This is a genomic window from Intrasporangium oryzae NRRL B-24470, from assembly GCF_000576595.1.
GTDB lineage: Bacteria > Actinomycetota > Actinomycetes > Actinomycetales > Dermatophilaceae > Intrasporangium_C > Intrasporangium_C oryzae.
In genome coordinates this window covers 1-16,097 of the sequence record NZ_AWSA01000016.1, presented here as the reverse complement: position 1 = coordinate 16,097, position 16,097 = coordinate 1, and the positions used below count along the sequence as shown (strand labels likewise).

The following is a 16,097-nucleotide window of genomic DNA, read 5'->3' as shown; positions in this document are numbered from 1 at the left end:
CGTGTCCCGGGCGCGCTCGGAGAAGGCCTCCGCCGGCTCGGCGGCAGCCCCGGCACGTGCGGAGGAGTCGGTCGACGAGGTCGCGGCTCCGGAGCAGCCGGCTCCGGAGCACCCGGCTCCGGAGCACCCGGCGACGGCGGGGCACGGCCACCCCGCCGAGGACGCCTGCTCGGTGCTGTGGGACCACGACGGGACGAGCGCCTTCGGGACCGCCGCCACCGCAGGCTTCTTCGTCGCCGTCGAGCAGCCGGGGCCCTGGGGTCGCGAGGCCGCCCGTGAGTGCCACCTCGACCCCGAGCTCGCGCTCGAGCTCGACGCGCGGTGCGTCCGGGCCGGGGGAAGGTTCATGCTCATCCGCAGGCCGGGTCCCCACTCGGAGCGTCCCGGGCCCCGCCGGGTGCTCGTCGCCCACGCGGGTGATCACCCGGCCCAGTCCTGGCTCGTCGCGGCCGACCGGGAGCACCTCGGCGACCTCCTCGGGCTCGACTGGGGTGCGCTCGCCCGAGGAAGCAAGGCCCTGGTGATGGCCTCTCTGACCGGCTCGAGGACTGCCGACCCGACCCTGCTCGTGTGCACCAACGGGCGCCGCGACGTCTGCTGTGCCGTCCGGGGCCGCCCGGTGGCCGCTGCTGCCGCGGCCTCGGCGCCCGACCGCGTCTGGGAGGTCTCCCACACGGGCGGCCACCGGTTCGCCCCGACGGCCGTGCTCCTGCCCTGGGGGCAGACCTACGCCCGGCTCGACGAGAAGACGGCGGGCTGGGTCCTCGGGGCGTCCATGGACGGGCACACGCCCGTCGAGCTCCTCGGCGGGGCGCACGACCGGGGCAGGTCGGGACTCGACCCCGCCTCGCAGTGCGCGGAGTCCACGGTCCGCGCGGCGATCGCGGAGACCCGGCTCGCCGCCCTCGCCGCCGGCCCGCCGACACCCTCGGGCGAGGGAAGCGAGGTCACCGTCGCCCACGTCGACGGACGCTCGTGGCTCGTGCACGTGGTGCGGGCGCCGAAGGGAGTGCAGCGCCCGGAGTCGTGCGGCAAGGCGGCGATCGACGTTCTCGAGTTTCACGGGGAGATCGTCGAGGGGCCAGATCAGCAGTAGGGCGGGTCGGTCACCAGGGTCGCGGATACGTCTGGCCCGGGTCGGCAGGCGGGAGATCGCCCTGACCCTGCTCGAGGTTGCGTTCGATGGTGTTCTGGCGCTGCTGCTCCTGGAGCCGCTCCTGGTCCTGCTGACTGGGCGTTCTCCCGGGGTCGGGTGATGGCTCGGGCCGGGGGGCCGCCTCTGGGTCGGACTGTTGCGGCTCCGCCGGCTGGGTGTCGCCGGGCTGCCCCGCGTCCTTCTGTTCCATCCGTTGCTCGGCCTGCTGCAGCTGCCGGCCGGTGTCGCTGCCCTCGGGTGCGTCGCAGAGCGGGGGGCGACCCCTCGTGACGGCGATTCCCTTGTCGTAGAACTGCTTCCACTCCAACGTGCGGTCGCGCGCCTTTGCCGCGTCGCCGAGTGCCTCGTAGGTCAGCCCCAGGTTGACCCGCACCTTGCACTCGTCGATGCCGCCCTTGGGGACGAGCTCGAAGGCTTGCTCGAACCACGGGCGGGCGAGGTCGAAGTGGCCCCCCAGCACGTGGGCGTCCCCGTTCGCGAAGGGCGCCCGGAACGTCTCGACGACGTTGAGCCAGCCCTGCCGCGCAGCGGAGTGAAGCGTTGCCTGGCGGTCCCCCGCGTCATAGGCGGCACGGGTCTGCCCGTGGACGACGTTGAGCGTGAGCAGCCGCAGGGCGAGCAGGACGAGCATCGCGACGACCGGGGCGGAGCCGAGCAGCAACCGACGCCGACGCCGACGAAGGTGCTCCGGAAACGGTCGCCGTGTCCGGGTCTGTTGAGGGTGGTCCGTGACGAGCCCGGGCCGTCCGTCGTCGGTCGTCTGGTCTGGGTCCGGGTCGCGGCTCGAGAGGGTCGTCACGAGGTCGGCTCCCTTCGGCTGCGAGTCTGGGCCAGGCCGGCACCGGCGGCGCCGACCTCCCAGACCGCGAGGGCGGCCACGCCGAGCAGGAGCGGCCAGTAGAGCTCCCGGCGCGAGAGCGCCTTCTGCGCCTCGATCTCTGGACTCGTACCGAACTCGTCGAGGTCGATCGGCGCAACGACGGGCTCGATCGAGTCCCCGGCCTCGCGATGGAGGTAGGGAACGCCGAGCTGACCGGCGATGGAGCGCAGGGTCGCCTCGCTGATGACCGACCGGGCGTCCTCTCCGGTCGCCGGGTCCTTGATGTAGGTCGGCGAGGGGTCGTAGCGCGCGTGTACCGACTGCATGCGACCGCCCTGGGTCGTGCCGTAGCCGAGGACCGCTCCCCCGTTGATGAGCTTCCTCGGCACCGTGAACGGCGCGGGCCGGCCCTCGGCGGTCTGCTCACCGTCGCCGAGGTAGAACACGAGGCGCCCGCGCTCGGGATGGCGCGCGTCGGCCTGCTCGAGCAGGGTGGTGAGCCGGTCGTTCGCCTCGGTGACGGAGGAACCGCGCGAGACCTCTGGGGCCTCGGGCACGAGGGTCTCGAGGGCGGTGCCCAGGGCCGTCGTGTCCGACGTGAGCGGCAGCCGGACCCGGGCAGCCTGGTCGAAGGTCACCACGGAGTACCGAGCGCCCGGGAGCGCTTCGGCGATCGCGGCGATATCGCTCCGGACGCCGTCGAGACGGGGTCGGCTGTTGCCGTAGTCCTCGGCCACGATGCTGCTCGTCGTGTCGACGACGTAGTAGACGTCGAGGTTGGCAGCGGTCGCGTCCGCGAGCTCGCCGGGCACGCCCGGACGCAGGGCGGCGGCCGTCAGGAGCAGGACAGCGGCGGTCAGGCGCAGGTGGCTCGCCCGCGACTCACCCGGGGTCGTCCGTGACGTCGGGTTCCACCAGACCGCCGCGAGAGCGGCGAGCCCGAGGACGAGGAGCAGGGGCCAGGGCAGCATCGGGAGGAACGTCACGACGACCACCTCCGGCTCGCCCCGATGACACCGGCGAGGGCGATGCCGGCGGCGGCGATGGGCAGCGCCGGGCTGTCGGCGTGGAGCGAGCGCGAGGCGGCATCGATGACCGTCGCCTCCTGCGCCTGGACCGCGTCGACGATGCCCCTCACGGCCTTCGTGTCCTCCATCCGGTAGTAGGCGCCGGCGGTGCCCTCGACGACCGACTGGAGCTCGGCCGCCTCGAGATCATGGCCTTCCTGCTCGGGGTTGAGCCCGTAGACCCGGACGCCCCGGAGCTTGGCCAGCTCACCCGCCTCGTCGAGGGAGACGATCGGACGCCCGGCGAGGTGGTTGTCGGTGGCGAACACGACCGACCGCGCCCGGCGCGTGTCGATCCGGTCGAAACCGGCGACGCACGTGGCGAGGCCGTCACCGATGAGGGAGGTCCCCCTGCCGTTGAACGTCCCGGCGAAGAACGACTCGAGGTCGGGGTCGCCCGAGAGGGCACGCGCGGCCGTGTCGAGCTCACCGTTGATGAACTCGTAGTCGTCGGTGAGGGGGAAGACGGTCGCGGCGGACGAGTTGAAGATCACCATCCCGATCCGCTCTCCCTCGAAGCTCTTGACGAGCGTCCGGAAGGTCGCGACGAGCTCGGCGTCGAAGGAGGCCATCGACCCGGAGATGTCGAGGCAGAGCACGATGTCGCGACTGCGGGTCTGCGGGGTCTGCACGGTCGCGTCCAGTGGCCGGGCCGCCCCGACGAGGGCAGCCACCATGAGCAGCGTCCCGCTCCCAGCGAGGACGGCCATCCGGAGTCGGTGGCCTCGAAGGGCGCGCTGGTACTCGGGGAGCCTCGTCAGGCCTGACGAGTTGGCGACCGCGGCCCGGGCGCCCCGGCCGTGGGCGACGAGGCGGCGGTACACGGCATACGCGATGACGGCCGCGAGGGGAAGGCCGACCCCGACGACGAGGGGATAGGTCAGCTCCACCGGGCGACCACCTCCTTGGCCGCCGCCGCGGCGCCGGCGAGCGTGCGCGCCTCGTGCGGCGCGAACTCGCCGGGATAGAGAGCGGACACGACGTGCGACACGGGCGTGAGCCGGGGACCCGAGGCGACGAGGTCGGTCAGCGTCATCGCCGGCGCCTGCACCCCTGACACCTCGAGGACGAAGTGACGCAGCAGGACGCTGAGCTGCTGGTGTGCCCGACGGTCCGTGATCTCGCCCGCCCGCGCCCGCCGGACGACGGCGTCGATCTGGCGCGTGTAGTCGTCGCGCAGCCGGCTCAGCCGCTCGGGGGTCGCCCTCGGTGGGATGACGACGGGCCGCTCACGGGTCGAGCGCCAGACCCAGACGTACCAGAGGGCCACGACCGCAAGGATGCCGGCGCCGACCCAGACCCAGATCGGTGCGTAGGGGTCCGGGGGGTAGAAGCCCGGAGGGGGCGACTCAGCGACGGGCACGACGGTGCCTCTCGAGCAGGCCGAAGACGGCCGGCACGACCTCGTCCGTCGTGCCGAGGCGGGCGTGGGCGATCGCGCGGCGGTCCAGGACCTCACGGGTGTGCGCCACGCGACGGGCCACGGCAGCGGCATACGCCTCGCGCACCGAGGGGTCGAGGCGCACGGACGTCGGCACCGTATAGCCGTCGGCGACGTCGTAGGCGAGGCGGTCACCGCCGATCGCCGTCGGGTCGGCGTCCTCGACGGTGACCCAGAGGATCTCGTGCTGGACGCGGAGGCGCCGGAGCAGGTCATCGATCGCCGGGTCGAGGTCGCGGTCGTCGGCGACGACGAGGAGAACGTGGCGCCGCCGCACGGTGCGGGCGATCCAGTCGAGCTGCGTGGTGAGGTCGCTCTGCTCGCCGTCGAGCGTCGTGGACGTGTCGATCGCGCGGAGGAGCAGCTCGAGGTGCGCCTCGCTGCCCCGCGTCTCGTGGGCCACCGTCGACGAGGCGGTCCCCTGGACGAGGCCCACGAGGTCGCCGTGCCGCTGGGCGAGGTAGGCCACGAGGCCCGCGGCAGCGATGGCGACCTCCTTCTTCGCCTCGCCCCCGCGCGACACCGCCGCCATCCCGCGACCGGTATCGACGACGAGCAGGACGTGCTGCTTGCGCGTCGCGACGTAGCGCTTGACGAGCGGGGAGCGGTGCCGAGCCGTCGCCTTCCAGTCGATGTCGCGGACCTCGTCGCCCGGCACGTAGTCACGCAGGTCGTCGTAGTCGAGGCTGCGTCCGTGGAAGACGGAGGCGTACTCACCCTCGAGCACGCTCCTCGACCGACGCCCGGACGCTATGAAGAGCTTGCTCTTGACCCTCGTCAGCAGCGTCGCCATCCCGTGTCCCCCGAGACGCCCTCAGGGCGTGCGGATCCCGCCGACCATCGCATCGACCACCGTCTCGACGGGGACGTCGTCGGCGAGCGCCTCGAAGGTGAGCGTCACGCGGTGGCGCAGGACTCGGTGGGCGAGCGCCTTCACGTCGTCGGGCACGACGTGGTTGCGCCCGTCGATGAGCGCCCTGGCCCGCGCAGCGCTCGCGAAGGCGATGCTCGCCCGTGGGCTCGCCCCGAAGTCGACGTATGCCGCGAGCCGAGGCGGGATGTAGTCGCCGGGGTGACGCGTCACGTAGCCGATGCCGACGAGGTAGTTGACGATCGACGGATCGATGTAGACCCGGGCTGCGAGCTGCTGGAGGCGCCCGACGTCCGTCGTCGAGAGGACCGGGTCGGCCGCGGTGCCGAGGATGCCGGCATCGATACGGCGCAGAATCTCGGCCTCCTCCGCCGGCGACGGGTAGTCGAGGACGTCCTTGAGCATGAAACGGTCCATCTGCGCCTCGGGCAGCGGGTAGGTCCCCTCGTGCTCGATGGGGTTCTGGGTCGCGAGGACGAGGAACGGGTCGGGCAGGGCATAGCTGCGGTTGCCGATCGAGGTCTGCCGCTCCTGCATCGCCTCGAGCATGGCCGACTGCGTCTTCGCGCTGCTCCGGTTGATCTCGTCGAGGAGGACGAAGTTGGCGTGCACGGGACCGAGCTGGGTCTCGAACGTGCCGGACTGCTGGTTGTAGACCTGCGTGCCGACGATGTCACTCGGCAGCAGGTCGGGCGTGCACTGGATACGGTGGAACCGGCCACCGACGGCCTGCGCCAGGGTGGCCGCGGCCGTCGTCTTCGCGAGGCCGGGGACGCTCTCGAGCAGGACGTGGCCTCCCGTGAGGAGGGCGACGAGAAGGGTCTCCTGCAGGCGCGCCTGGCCCACGACCTTGGCGCTCAGTGCTGCGGACAGGGCCCCGATGCGCTCGCGTGCCCAGGACAGCTCCTCCGCGTCGAGATACGGTGCGGACGCTGCCGGCCCTGCGACGGCCGGTGGCGGTGGGGTCGGCGGGACCTGCCTGCCGGGTGCTGGGGACGCGTTGGACGGCAGGACGGCGCTGCCGTCATGATCGTCGACCGACGCGTCGGTGTTCACCTTGCCCTGCACGCTCGACCCCCTTTCGACGCACGCCGGACGGCGACGACCACCGGCAGGCACATCGTAAGCACCCGGACCGGTCGGGCGCTCGAGTCCGGAGACTCCCGTGGACGGTGGCGCCGACCGCGGGCCGCCGCCTCTCAGGCGTCGATGCGCTCCCGGTCGACCTCGGCCGCCGACTCGATGATGAAGTCCTTGCGGGGCGCGACCTCGTTACCCATGAGCAGCTCGAAGGTGCGCTCGGCGGCCTCGAGGTCGCGCATCGTCACCTTGCGGAGGGTCCGGTGCCGGGGGTCCATGGTCGTGTCGGCCAGCTGGTCGGCGTCCATCTCGCCGAGGCCCTTGTAGCGCTGCATCGGCTGCTTGATCTTCTTGCCGCTCTTCTCGAGGCGGGCGACCGTGCGACGCATCTCCAGCTCGTTGTAGGTGTAGATGTACTCGTTCTTCTTCGAGCCGGCGTTGATCACCTCGATCCGGTGCAGCGGCGGCATCGCTGCATAGACCCGGCCTGCCTCGACGAGCGGACGCATGTAGCGGAAGAAGAGCGTGAGGAGCAGGGTCCTGATGTGGGCGCCGTCGACATCGGCGTCGGTCATGATGATGACCTTGCCGTAGCGGGCCGCCTCGAGGTCGAAGCTGCGACCCGAGCCGGCCCCGATGACCTGGATGATCGAGGCGCACTCGGCGTTCTTGAGCATGTCCGCGACCGAGGCCTTCTGGACGTTGAGGATCTTGCCCCGGATCGGGAGCAGCGCCTGGAACTCCGAGCTGCGGGCCTCCTTGGCGGTCCCCATCGCGGAGTCCCCCTCGACGATGAACAGCTCGGAGCGCTCGACGTCGCTCGTGCGGCAGTCACGCAGCTTGGTCGGCAGCGTCGAGCTCTCGAGGGCGTTCTTGCGCCGCTGGGTCTCCTTGTGCAGCCGCGCGCTGATCCGCGACTTCATCTCCGAGACGACCTTCTCGAGCAGGAGGGCCGACTGGGCCTTGTCGCCCCGCTTGGGCGAGGTGAGGCGGGCGGTCAGCTCCTGCTCGACGACCTTGGCGACGATGGCGCGGACGGCGTTGGTGCCGAGCACCTCCTTCGTCTGGCCCTCGAACTGGGGCTCGGCGAGGCGCACCGTGACGACCGCGGTCATCCCGGCGAGGATGTCGTCCTTCTCGGGCTTGTCGGAGCCGACCTTGAGGCGTCGCGCGTTGATCTCGAGCTGGCGCCGGAACACCTTGAGCAGGGCCTGCTCGAAACCGGTGACGTGGGTGCCGCCCTTGGGGGTCGTGATGATGTTGACGAACGACTGCATCCGCACGTCGTAGCCCTGCCCCCAGCGCAGCGCGATGTCGACGCCGCACTCGCGCTCGACCTCGGTCGGGGTCATGTGCCCCTTGTCGTCGAGGACCGGGACGGTCTCGGTGAAGGTGCCGGAGCCCTCGAGCCGCCAGACGTCGGTGACGGCCGGGTCGGGCGCGAGGAACTCGACGAACTCGGCGATGCCGCCGTCGTGCTGGAAGACCTCCTCGACCGGGCCGTCGGCACCCGGGCTCCCCGGGACGCGCCGCTCGTCGCGCAGGACGAGACGAAGACCGGGGATGAGGAACGAGGTCTGGCGCGCGCGCCCGACGATCGCCTCGAAGTCGAGCTCGGCGTCCTTGAGGAAGATCTGCCGGTCGGGCCAGAAGCGGATCCGGGACCCGGTGACGCCCCGCCTGGCCTTGCCGACGACGGGCAGCTCGCTCCGCGTCTCGTATGCCGTGAAGGGCGCGTCGGGCGAGTGCGGGGCGCCGGCGGCGTCGGTGAAGGTGCCCGGCTCGCCGCGACGGAAGCTCATGCCGTAGGTCTTGCCGCTCCGGTCGACCTCGACGTCGAGGCGGGAGGAGAGCGCGTTGACCACCGAGGCACCCACCCCGTGGAGGCCACCGGTCGCGGCATACGACCCACCGCCGAACTTGCCGCCCGCGTGGAGCTTGGTGAAGACGACCTCGACACCCGAGAGGCCCGTGCGCGGCTCGATGTCGACGGGGATCCCCCGGCCGTTGTCTCGGACCTCGATCGACCCGTCGCTGCCGAGGATGACCTCGATGTCGGTGCAGACCCCCGCGAGGGCCTCGTCGACGGCGTTGTCGATGATCTCCCAGAGGCAGTGCATGAGGCCACGCTGGTCGGTCGAGCCGATGTACATGCCCGGGCGCTTGCGCACCGCCTCGAGCCCCTCGAGGACCTGGAGGTGGCGAGCGGTGTAGTCCCCGTTGCCGGAGGATGTGGTGCGGGGAGCGGTGGCCAAGGCGGTGGTTCTCTCTCATTCGGGGCGGTGCTCGGTCGCTGGGCGACAGACGCAGCCTAGTCACCACCCCCGACCAGGCTCGTGAGGCTCGCGGCTGGGCGCGACCGGGCGTCCTGCGGGGCGTCCTTCCAGCCGGTCCCTTCCCGCGGTCCTTCCCGCTGCAACAGGGGCGACGCCTCGCGAGCCGGGTTCGCACCGGATCGACCCGAACCATCCGCTGCGGACGGTGTGCCGAACCCTGGGTAGAGGGCACTGTGTGACGTAACGATCAGGCGCCCACGGACCGAGCCTTCATGCCGGGAAGGTTTCGACGTGGTTGACTGTTGGAACGTCCGCGAAGCACGACGGGAGCACGAATCACCTCCGTCGGGCGTCGCAGGTAGATGGCAGGGTCTCCCTTGGGGGATCCCCCGAGGGACAGAAAGAAGGCGAGCAAGATGACGACAGCACTGGCACCCGAGATGACCGCAGCTGACCGCTGCGACCGGTGTGGGGCCCAGGCCTACATCCGCGCCCGCCTCATCTCCGGCGGAGAGCTCCTCTTCTGCGCGCACCACGGCCGTGAGCACCTCCCGGCCCTCATGGACAAGACGACCGACATCGTCGACGAGACCGACCGCCTCCGCGAGGCATCGCCGTCGGCCCCGCTCGACGGGCGGTGAGCGGCCGGCCCTGAGGCCGAGGAGCTGAGCTCTCCGAGGTGATCACCGCCACGAACCTCGTCGTGCTGCTCATGATGCTCGTGGGCATCGTGGGCATCGTCGTCCCCGTCCTTCCCGGGCTCCTGCTCGTGTGGGCGGGGACGCTGCTGTGGGCGGTCGAGTCCCAGTCGACGACCGGGTGGGTCGTGCTCGGCGTGTCCTCGGGGTTGTATGCCGCTGGGCTGGCTGCGCAGTACCTCCTCCCCGGGCGCCGCATGCGGGCCGCAGGGGTGGAGACCCTCACCATCGGCCTTGCCCTGGCCGTGGCTGTCGTCGGCTTCTTCGTGATCCCCGTGATCGGGGCGCCCATCGGTTTCGTCGCGGCGATCTACGTGATCGAGCGGGTGAAGTACCGCGACCACGGTCGGGCCCGCACCGCGACGGTGCAGGCCCTCAAGGCGGTGGCCCTCAACATGGGGATCGAGCTGTCGACCGCTCTCGCCATCCTGACGACATGGGCGATCGGCGTCTGGGTCAGCCGACCCTGATCTCACGACCCAGGTTCGTGACCCGGCCGAGGTCTCGTCGGCTGCGCCGTGGCCTGCTCACCACTGGTCGCGGCGACGGCGCTCCCAGCGGGCTTCCATGCGCTCCATGAACGTCCCGCGCTTCGGCGGGGTCGCCTTGGCTCGGCCGCGAGTGCGCGTCGTCGTGCCGTCGGGGTTGACCGCAGCAAGGCGGCTACGGGAGGGGGTGATCGCGTAGACGATGCCGGCGACCATGACTGCGAAGCCGACGGCGCCGAGCCAGATCTGGGAACTCATCGCCGAGAAGACCACCAGAGCCAAGCCGGCGACGCCGGCTGTTGCGCCGATGACGATCCGTCCGCGCCCTGCGGTGCGGGACTTGGTCTTCTCGATCCGCGAGGCGAACCGCGGATCTTCGGCGTAGAGAGCCTCCTCCATCTGCTGGAGCAGGGCTTCCTCGTGTTCCGAGAGTGCCACTCGGCACCTCCCTGTGCGATCTCGTCGGCTTACTTCGCATCGTATGTCCGAAGCACCGAACCGGGGGCTGTTTTCCTCAGGATAGGTCGCGCTGACCACCAAGGGAACCCGAGGTCGGATCGGGCATGAGGCTGGCGGGCCGGACCACCCCTGCGCCGAATCGGGCGCTGGCGCGGTCGACGGCCCGATCGGCATCCCGCCAACCGTGCTCGGGCTCGTCGAGACGCCCCTGGATGGGCGCCTCGGCGCTCCGGACGAGCCCCTCGAGGCGGACCCCGACGAGCCTGACCCGCGCTCGCTGGAGCCCGAGCCGGTCGTAGAGCTCACGCGCTGTGGCGAAGATCTCACGCGACACGTCGGTGTGGTGACGCAGCGTCTTGGACCTCGTGATCGTCGTGAAGTCGGCGAACCGCACCTTGATCGACACGGTGCGCCCGGTCATCCCGGCCGACCGGGCACGCGCCGCGGTGCGGTCGGAGAGCCGGAGCAGCTCCCGGTGGATGCGGGCGGGGTCGTCGATGTCGTGGGCGAACGTCTCGTCGGCTCCGATCGACTTCTCGCGCCGCTGTGGGACGACGGCGCGCGGGTCGCGACCCCAGGCGAGGTCGTGCAGGCTCTGGCCGGCGACGTCGCCGAGGGCACGCTGGAGCGTCTCGACGGGAGTGTGTGCGAGGTCGGCGACGGTCCGCAGCCCGAGCCGGTGCAGGTGCTCCTCCGTCTTGTCCCCGACGCCCCATATCGCGCCGACCGGGAGCTGGTGCAGGAACGAGACGGTCTCGTCACGCGGGACGACGATGAGCCCGTCCGGCTTGGCGAGGGTCGAGGCCAGCTTGGCGACGAACTTCGTCGAGGCGACCCCGACCGAGCAGGTGATGCCCTGCTCGTCGGCGATCGTGTCTCGCAGCTGCTCCGCGATCCGGGTCGGGCTGCCGAGCCGGCGCAGCGCCCCGGCGACGTCGAGGAACGCCTCGTCGAGCGAGAGGGGTTCGACGCTCTCGGTGATCGTCGCGAAGGTCGCCATGATCGCCTCGGAGATGGCGGCATACCGTCGGTGGTCGGGCTCGATGACGACCGCCTGGGGGCAGAGCCGACGGGCGCGGGCCATCGGCATCGCGGAGGCCACCCCGAAGGCGCGGGCCTCGTAGGTCGCGGACAGCACGACGGACCGCCCACTCGCCCCGCCGATGATGACCGGCTTGCCCCTCAGGTCGGGCCGCGAGATGAGGGACGCCGACGCGTAGAAGGCATCCATGTCGACGTGGAGCACCGTGCAGCCCGTGTCGTCGGGAGGCCCGAGGTCACCCCGGTCGGGAGCGGTGAACTGGCGGCGGCTCATCGGCGCCTCTCCCTTCGCAGCCCCCGGCACACGACCGACCGACCGCCGACCGACCGTCCGCCGATCGTCTCGTCCGGGCGGGCGGGGTCAGTCGCGACGGGCGATGACGTGCAGGCCACTGCCGAGCGTCCGGAGGAACTCACGGCCCTCCCCCGCCACGAGCAGCTCGTCGAGCTCGGCGAGGGCGGCCCGGTCGGAGTCGGAGTCGATGAGGGAGTCGGGGACGAGGTGCCCGAGGATGGCGAGACCGCGTGTGTGCACGGTCGTGAAGCCGGTGCGGGTGAGGAGCGACTCGACCTCCTCGAGGTCGAAGCGTCGCGGCAGCGGGTCGGTGCTGCCCCACCGGCCGCTGGGGTCGGTGAGAGCCGAGCGCGCTTGGGCGAACTCACCGGCGAGAGCCTTGGCGAAGACCACCGCGAGGCGCCCGGAGACGAGGAGCGAGAGCATCCCACCCGGGGCGAGAGCAGCGGCGATGGCGCGCAGCGTCGCCTCGGGGTCGTCGACGAACTCGAGCGTGCCGTGGCAGCAGGCGAGGTCGACCTCGTGCCCGGCGAGGACGGCGTCGAGGGAGTCGCCGTCGCCCTGGACTCCCCGGACACGCTCGGAGATCCCTGCCTCCCTGGCCCGGCGGGCAAGCGCCGCGAGAGCGTCGGGACTCGGGTCGACGACGACGACCCGGTGACCGGCCTCGGCGAGGGGGACCGCGACGCCACCGGTGCCGCCCCCGAGGTCGAGCACCTCGAGGGGCCGGCCGAGCCGGGTCGCGCACTCGTCGGCGAGCTGTGCCACGGCGGAGACGACGGCCGACGGCCGGGCCGCACCGCGTCGCTGGGGGCGCTGCTCGTCGGGCACGGGGTCCTCCTCGGGTGGTGTGGCTGCAGGTTCACCCTAGTGCCCCGAACTTCCCGGGCTCGCGTGCCACAGCTTGCGGGGTGGGCCCGTCGGACCCTCGGTCGGCACGAGCGCGGCCGAGCCCCGCGAGCCCCGTACGTCGGCGCCCGCGGGGCGGACATCGGCATAGGGAGACTGCCTGAAACCGGAGGCGTGCACGAGCACCCGACGACCTTCGGCCGACTCCCCCACCCCGAGGGGCTCGCCATCGGTACCGGTCACCGCGAGGGCCCGCTCCCAGGCCGCACGGTCGGCGGCCTCGAGGGTGTCGCGGACCGCCCCGATCCCGCCGGCGGTCCAGGCTTCCTGGAGGGTGCTCAGCTCCCAGGCCCCCGTCGCCCGGATCGAGATCCCCCGCGGCCCGGTGCGCCGGACCAGCCCGCGGCAGAGGATCAGCCACGAGTGGAAGACGGTCGCGGCATACGGCCCCTGGACGTCCTCGAAGAAGGTCAGGTCGATCGGCCCGGTCGCATCGTCGAGCGTGAGGAACACGACCCGGCGACCCGACCGGATCGGCGGGGTCTGGGTCGCCACCTTGACCCCCGCAACCCACACCTCGCGCCCGTTGCGCCCCGAGAGCAGGTCACGGGCGCGGGTCACCCCGAGCGCGTCGAGCATGGGCCCGTAGAAGTCGACGACGTGACCGCTCGCATCGAGCCCGAGGACCTCGAGCTCGGCCCGGACCCGCTCGGGGCCGGTCATCTCCGGCAGTCCGCTCGTCGCGCGGAGGTGGGGGGCGTCGCCGAGGTCGAGGGTCAGCTGCGAGGCCACCCGGGAGGGCGCGCCGGCGGGAGCCTGCGACTGGGCCGCGGCGAGCGCTCGGATGTCGCCCGTCGCCGACACGGAGGTGACCCGGCGCCCGACGCCAGAGCGGCTGCTCGCGGCCGACACCCGGCGGGACGAGCCCGATCGGCGCATCGAGGCGGACCAGCGGTCGAGCTCGGCGACGTGGAGGAGCAGGTCCCGGCGGGTGACGCGGCCGCGACGTCCGAGGCTGCCACGCGCGGGGCTCGCGCCCGGCCGGGCGAGCCGCGCCGGACCGCCGAGGTCGATGTCGTGGATCGAGTCGAACCCGCCCGCGAGGACGAGCCGCTCGGCCACCGGCCTGGACACGTGGGCCCGCTGCCAGAAGTCGGACAGGCTGGAGTACGGCTGCCCCGCGACGACCTGGGCGACCTCGGCCTCGCTGATGCCGTGGACGTCGGCGAGGGACAGCCGGATGCCCGGCCCGCCGTCGTCGGTCCGTTCGTAGCGGTAGCTCTCCGTGGACACGTTGACGTCGAGGCCGAGGACCGCGATGCCGAAGGCGCGGGCGTCGTCGAGGATGAGCCGCTTGGGATACATGCCCGGGTCGTGGGTGAGCACGCCGGCGAGGAAGGCCGCGGCGTGGTGCGTCTTGAGCCACGCCGACTGGTAGGTCGGCAGGGCGAACGCCGCCGCATGCGCCTTGCAGAAGCCGAACGAGGCGAAGGCCTTGAGGACCTCCCAGATGCGGTCGACGTCGGCCGGCGCGTAGCCGCGGGCCGAGGCGGCCGGGCGCCACCACCGTTCGACCTCCTCCTGGCCCGCGGGGGTGCCGAGCGCCCGTCTGACCTCGTCGGCCTGGGCGAGCGTCACGCCCGTCGTCTCGGCGACGATCATGAGCACCTGCTCATGGAAGACGACGACGCCCTCGGTCTCCTCGAGCGCTGGGATGAGGGTCGGATGGAGGTAGGAGGGGTCCTTCCACCCCTGCCGGGCATTGAGGAACGGCACGATCATGTCGGACTTGACCGGGCCTGGCCGGAAGAGCGAGATGTCGATGATGAGGTCCTCGAAGGTCTGCGGGCCAAACTTGCCGATGAGCTCGCGCTGACCCGGGCTCTCGATCTGGAAGCAGCCGAGTGTCCGGGTCGAGCGGATCAGCTCGAACGTCTCCGGGTCGTCGAACGGCACCTGGGTCTCGTCGTCGAGGTCGATCCGGACCCCGTCGACGCGCTCGACCTCGGCGGTGGCGTGGGCCATCGCCGACTGCATGCGGATGCCGAGGATGTCGAGCTTGAGCAGGCCCATCGTCTCGACGTCGTCCTTGTCGAACTGGCTCATCGGGAAGCCGAGCCAGCTCGCCTCGACAGGGGTGCGGTCGAGGAGGGCGGAGTCGGAGAGCACGACGCCGCACGGGTGGAGCGAGATGTGGCGCGGCAGGCCGTCGAGCCGCTCGACGATGTCGAACATGAGCTGGAGCCGGGGCACGTCGAGGCCGCTCGCCCTCAGCTCGGGCAGCTCGGCGAGGGCGCTGCGGACGTTGCGCGCCGCGATGTGGGGAAAGGCCTTGGCCATGGCATCGATCTCGGGCGGCGGGAGCCCGAGGGCGGCGCCGGCGTCGCGGATGGCGTGGCGGACGCGGTAGGTGTCCATCATCGACACGCACGTGACCCGCTCGCCGCCGAAGTGGTCGAGCACCTTCTCGTAGATCTCGGTCCGCCTCGCCGACTCGACGTCGATGTCGATGTCGGGCAGCTGCGCCCGGAGCGGCGAGCAGAAGCGCTCCATGAGCAGGCCGTGGCGCATCGGGTCGACCCCGGAGATCCCGAGGAGGTAGTTGACGAGCGAGCCGGCCCCCGAGCCGCGGGCGGCGACCCGGACGCCCAGGTCACGGATCAGGTCGCAGACCTGCGCGACGGTGAGGAAGTACGTCGCGTAGCCGAGGGTCTCGATGACGGCCAGCTCGTCCTCGAGCCGGTCGCTCACCGCGGCCAGCTGCGTCGACGTGTGGGCCGGGTAGCGGGTCGCGATCGACTCCCGGCACCGCCGGGCGAGCACGTGGTGGGGGTTGGTCCCGGCCCGGATCCCGAGGACGCCCGGCTCGGGAAGGTGGACCGAGCCGACCCCGAGGTCGGCGCGCGGGTCCTGGATGCACTCCGTGGCGAGGGCCGTCGTGCGGGCGACGAGCTCATGGGCCGCCTCCTTGACGGCCATCCCTCCCCCGGCGAGGCCGGGGCCGGAGACCTGGACGACGTCGCGAGCCAGCGCATGCATCATCGGGGTCGGCGAGAGGTGGCCGGCGGTGGTGACGCGGTCGAGGTGCCGCTCGTCGAGGGCGACGAGGCGACGAGCGGCGTCGAGGACGTCGACGACGGCCGCGTCCTGCGGGTCGGCGTGCCGTACCGCGGCGGTGATGACGCTCGGGACCCCGACCTCGCGGGCGAGCGCGAGCATCCGCCCGGCCTGGCCGAGGCTGCCGGGCAGGTGCTCGGGACCGCCGTGGCACACGACCTCGACGACGGTGGCACCCCGTGGCAGCAGGGCGACCCAGCGCTGGAGGAGCGCCCGGGCCTCGGTGTGCCGCTTGGCGAGAACCGCGCGCCCGACGTCGGAGTCGGGGCCGAGGAGGACGACGAGCCGGCCGGGCCCGTCGGCCGGACCCTGGTCAGGGTGGGCGCCCCGGGCGTGCTCAGCGAGGAGCCGGGCCGAGGTGACCGGGGCACCGCGCTCACCGCGTAGGTGGGTCGCCGTGACGAGCCGGCAGAGGGCCGCCCAGCCCTCGCCGGGCGCG

At 72.1% G+C, this 16,097-nt stretch carries 14 protein-coding genes; 3 read left to right on the top strand and 11 right to left on the bottom strand.

Annotation, left to right across the window (positions count from 1 at the left end; translation table 11 throughout):
- Nucleotide 1 precedes the first annotated feature (1 nt).
- The gene (locus tag N865_RS09025) at nt 2–1,096 is read left to right on the top strand and encodes a sucrase ferredoxin (protein WP_084328100.1); all 1,095 of its coding nucleotides are present in this window, start codon (nt 2–4) and stop codon (nt 1,094–1,096) included.
- A gap of 10 nt (nt 1,097–1,106) precedes the next feature.
- Here the strand turns inward: N865_RS09025 and N865_RS09020 are convergent, their stop codons facing one another.
- The 7 genes from N865_RS09020 to N865_RS08990 form a co-directional block, all read right to left on the bottom strand.
- Nucleotides 1,107–1,955, bottom strand: coding sequence for a tetratricopeptide repeat protein (locus tag N865_RS09020; RefSeq protein WP_034804440.1), 849 nt, complete (start codon nt 1,953–1,955; stop codon nt 1,107–1,109).
- Nucleotides 1,952–2,962, bottom strand: a complete 1,011-nt coding sequence (locus tag N865_RS09015) for a vWA domain-containing protein (RefSeq protein WP_157557637.1) — start codon at nt 2,960–2,962, stop codon at nt 1,952–1,954. The genes N865_RS09020 and N865_RS09015 overlap by 4 nt, the downstream gene beginning before the upstream one ends.
- On the bottom strand, nt 2,959–3,933 hold the full coding sequence (locus N865_RS09010) for a vWA domain-containing protein (RefSeq protein ID WP_034804439.1): 975 nt from the start codon (nt 3,931–3,933) through the stop codon (nt 2,959–2,961). The genes N865_RS09015 and N865_RS09010 overlap by 4 nt, the downstream gene beginning before the upstream one ends.
- Nucleotides 3,924–4,406 (bottom strand): hypothetical protein, encoded by a 483-nt coding sequence (locus N865_RS09005; RefSeq protein ID WP_034804437.1) that lies wholly within the window; start codon nt 4,404–4,406, stop codon nt 3,924–3,926. Before N865_RS09005 ends, N865_RS09010 begins: the two co-directional genes overlap by 10 nt.
- On the bottom strand, nt 4,393–5,277 hold the full coding sequence (locus tag N865_RS09000) for a DUF58 domain-containing protein (RefSeq protein ID WP_034804435.1): 885 nt from the start codon (nt 5,275–5,277) through the stop codon (nt 4,393–4,395). Before N865_RS09000 ends, N865_RS09005 begins: the two co-directional genes overlap by 14 nt.
- Nucleotides 5,278–5,298: 21 nt before the next feature.
- Nucleotides 5,299–6,258, bottom strand: coding sequence for an AAA family ATPase (locus N865_RS08995; protein WP_051510403.1), 960 nt, complete (start codon nt 6,256–6,258; stop codon nt 5,299–5,301).
- 296 nt (nt 6,259–6,554) lie between these two features.
- A complete protein-coding gene (locus N865_RS08990; protein WP_034804434.1) occupies nt 6,555–8,690 on the bottom strand; it encodes a DNA gyrase/topoisomerase IV subunit B in 2,136 nt (711 codons plus the stop codon).
- 437 nt (nt 8,691–9,127) lie between these two features.
- On the opposite strand from N865_RS08990, the gene N865_RS08985 reads away from it, so the two are divergent.
- Nucleotides 9,128–9,352 (top strand): DUF7455 domain-containing protein, encoded by a 225-nt coding sequence (locus N865_RS08985; RefSeq protein ID WP_034804432.1) that lies wholly within the window; start codon nt 9,128–9,130, stop codon nt 9,350–9,352.
- A gap of 38 nt (nt 9,353–9,390) precedes the next feature.
- Nucleotides 9,391–9,879 (top strand): DUF456 domain-containing protein, encoded by a 489-nt coding sequence (locus N865_RS08980; protein WP_051510390.1) that lies wholly within the window; start codon nt 9,391–9,393, stop codon nt 9,877–9,879.
- 57 nt (nt 9,880–9,936) lie between these two features.
- Here the strand turns inward: N865_RS08980 and N865_RS08975 are convergent, their stop codons facing one another.
- The 4 genes from N865_RS08975 to N865_RS08960 all read right to left on the bottom strand — a co-directional run.
- The gene (locus N865_RS08975) at nt 9,937–10,335 is read right to left on the bottom strand and encodes a DUF3040 domain-containing protein (protein ID WP_034804429.1); all 399 of its coding nucleotides are present in this window, start codon (nt 10,333–10,335) and stop codon (nt 9,937–9,939) included.
- Nucleotides 10,336–10,411: 76 nt separating this feature from the next.
- On the bottom strand, nt 10,412–11,671 hold the full coding sequence (dinB, locus tag N865_RS08970) for a DNA polymerase IV (protein ID WP_034804427.1): 1,260 nt from the start codon (nt 11,669–11,671) through the stop codon (nt 10,412–10,414).
- 87 nt (nt 11,672–11,758) lie between these two features.
- Nucleotides 11,759–12,523 (bottom strand): class I SAM-dependent methyltransferase, encoded by a 765-nt coding sequence (locus tag N865_RS08965; protein WP_034804425.1) that lies wholly within the window; start codon nt 12,521–12,523, stop codon nt 11,759–11,761.
- A gap of 36 nt (nt 12,524–12,559) precedes the next feature.
- Nucleotides 12,560–16,097 (bottom strand): DNA polymerase III subunit alpha (locus tag N865_RS08960; protein WP_034804423.1); only part of this gene is annotated, 3,538 nt, incomplete at its 5' end.